Raw genomic sequence first — 2,467 nt, 5'->3', positions numbered from 1 at the left:
ATCGACGACGAGCCGCCGATCCGCAAATTGCTGCGGATGGGGCTGACGACGCAAGGCTACGAGATCCTGGAGGCGTCGAACGGAAAAATGGCTCTGGAGAAGCTTGCCGAAGAGCCCGCGCTGATCATCCTCGATCTCGGCCTGCCCGACGTGCAGGGGCACGAGCTGCTCCGCACCATCCGCACCCGCAACGAAGGCGTGCCCATCGTGGTGCTGTCGAGCCGGGGCGACGAAGCCGGCAAGGTCCAGGCGCTTGATCTCGGCGCCGACGATTATCTGACCAAGCCATTCGGCATGGAGGAGCTGCTGGCGCGCCTGCGCGCCGCGCTGCGCCACCAGCTTCAGGTCAAGGGCGAGCGCCCGGTGTTCCGCACCGGCGATCTCTCGGTCGATCTCGTTCGCCGCATCGTCAAGGTCGGCGAACGCGAGGTGAAGCTCTCGCCGAAGGAGTACGACCTGTTGCGGGTGCTGGTGCAGCATGCTGGCAAGGTGCTCACCCACCGCTTCCTGCTGCGGGAGCTCTGGGACGAGCTGACCGACGCGCAATATCTGCGCGTCTATGTCCGCCAGCTCCGCCAGAAGATCGAAGCCGATCCAGAGCGGCCGCAATATGTGCTGACGGAAACGGGGATCGGGTATCGGCTGAAGGCGGGGGAATAATTCTCGCTGTCATTCCGGGGCGCGCGTCAGCGCGAGCCCGGAATCCATTTCTCCTCCCGTCGCGCTTGGCCTGATGGATTCCGGGTTCGATGCTTCGCATCGCCCCGGAATGACTAGCTACCCCGCCTTCCTCTGCCGCGCCGTCGACCGATGCGCCTTCTTTGCACTTCGATTCCGCCCGGTCGCACGGCGCGGGTGCGGCTTCGCCGCGGCCTTCTTGCCGCCGCGTCCCTTCAGGCTCTGCTTCAGCGCATCCATCAGGTTGACGACGTTGCTCGGCCGCTCCTCGGGCTCCGGCAGCTCGATCTTCTTGCCGCTGGCCTTGCGCTTCACCAGCGCCTTCAGCGCGTTCTCGTACTCGTCCTTGAACTTGCTGGGGTCGAAATGCGCCGCCTTGGTCTGCAGGATGTGGCCGGCGAGTTCGACCATATCCTTGGTGATCTTGGGGCTCTTGATGTCGTCGAAGAACTGGTCCTCGTCGCGCAGCTCGTAGGGGAAGCGCAGGGTGGTGCCGAGCAGGCCCTTGCCGCGCGGCTCGATCGCCATGACGTGCTCGCGGTTGGTGAGGACGATCTTGGCGAGCGCCACGCGTTCCTGGTCCTTCATGGCGTCACGGATCACGGCGAAGGCGTCGACCGCGGCCTTGCCGTCGGGGGCGATGTAGTAGGGATGGTTGAGGAAGCGCTGGTCAATCTCCTCGCGCGGCACGAAGCTCTCGATATCGATGGTGTGATTGCTCTCGATCTGGACCGCGTCCAGCTCTTCCGGCTCGATCTCGACATATTTGCCCTTGCGCACTTCGTAGCCGCGGCCCTTCTGGTCGCTCTCGACGACGTCGCCCGTTTCGGAATCGATCATCTGCTGCTTGAGCCGGTTTCCGGTCTCGCGGTTGATCAGGTGAAACCGCGTCTTCTCGGCCGCCGTGGTCGCCGGATAAAGCACGACCGGACAGCTGACCAGCGACAGCTTCAACGTTCCCTTCCAATAGGCGCGCGGGGCCATTCCATTCTCCAGCGTTTTCAAGGCGTTTTGCTTCAAGGCGATTTGGAACCCCAACCGTCCCATAGGGTTTTGGTTCCGGGCGGGACTTTCGCCGTGATAGACTTTGAGTGCCGAAAGAGAAGCGGGATCGGTCGTGCTGCAGAAACTCTCCACTTACCGACAGAAGCGGGACTTCGAGAAGACGCCCGAACCCTCGGGCAAGACCGCGATCGCACCCTCGAAGCAGCGCCGCTTTGTGATCCAGAAGCATGATGCCACCCGGCTTCACTACGACCTTAGGCTCGAATTCGACGGCGTGTTCAAGTCCTGGGCGGTGACGAAAGGCCCCTCGCTCGATCCGCACGACAAGCGGCTGGCGGTCGAGGTCGAGGACCATCCGCTCGATTATGGCGATTTCGAAGGCACGATTCCGGAAGGGCAATATGGCGGCGGCACGGTGATGCTGTGGGACCGCGGCACTTGGGAGGCGGACGATCCGGAAGCGGGATTCAAGAAGGGCGACCTGAAGTTCATCCTGCACGGCGAGAAGCTGCACGGCAGCTGGGTGCTGGTGCGGATGCGCAACCGCGGCGGCGAGAAGCGGACCAACTGGCTCCTGATCAAGCATCGTGACGAGTACGTCCGCGAAGGCGCGGACAACGATATTCTCGAGCAGGACAAGTCCGTCGCCTCCGGCCGCGCGATGGAGCAGATCGCCGAAGGCAAGGGCCGCGCGCCGAAGCCGTTCATGCTGGCGAAGGGCGGCAAGGCCAAGGCCGATGCAGTCTGGCAGTCCAACCGTGCCGAGGAAACGAAAGGGCGCACG

Annotated in this window: 3 protein-coding genes; 2 read left to right on the top strand and 1 reads right to left on the bottom strand. The window is 63.6% G+C overall.

What is annotated here, in order from left to right; translation table 11 throughout:
* The coding region (locus tag JHD07_RS37840) for a response regulator transcription factor (RefSeq protein ID WP_291631495.1) at positions 1-660 on the top strand (660 nt) is incomplete at its 5' end.
* Positions 661-777: 117 nt separating this feature from the next.
* Here the strand turns inward: JHD07_RS37840 and JHD07_RS37835 are convergent.
* Complete coding sequence (locus tag JHD07_RS37835; protein WP_291631492.1) at positions 778-1,662, bottom strand: Ku protein; 885 nt, start codon at positions 1,660-1,662, stop codon at positions 778-780.
* Positions 1,663-1,795: 133 nt separating this feature from the next.
* On the opposite strand from JHD07_RS37835, the gene JHD07_RS37830 reads away from it, so the two are divergent.
* Positions 1,796-2,467: DNA polymerase ligase N-terminal domain-containing protein (locus JHD07_RS37830; RefSeq protein WP_291631489.1), on the top strand; the 672-nt coding region annotated here is incomplete at its 3' end.

Origin of the sequence: Bradyrhizobium sp. (assembly GCF_016462955.1) — a bacterium.
Lineage (GTDB): Bacteria > Pseudomonadota > Alphaproteobacteria > Rhizobiales > Xanthobacteraceae > Bradyrhizobium.
This window is presented reverse-complemented; position numbering and strand designations above follow the sequence as displayed.

Excerpts from the sequence above, each read along its gene's own strand:
- JHD07_RS37835 (WP_291631492.1), bottom strand. The coding sequence starts at position 1,662 with ATGGCCCCGCGCGCCTATTGGAAGGGAACGTTGAAGCTGTCGCTGGTC.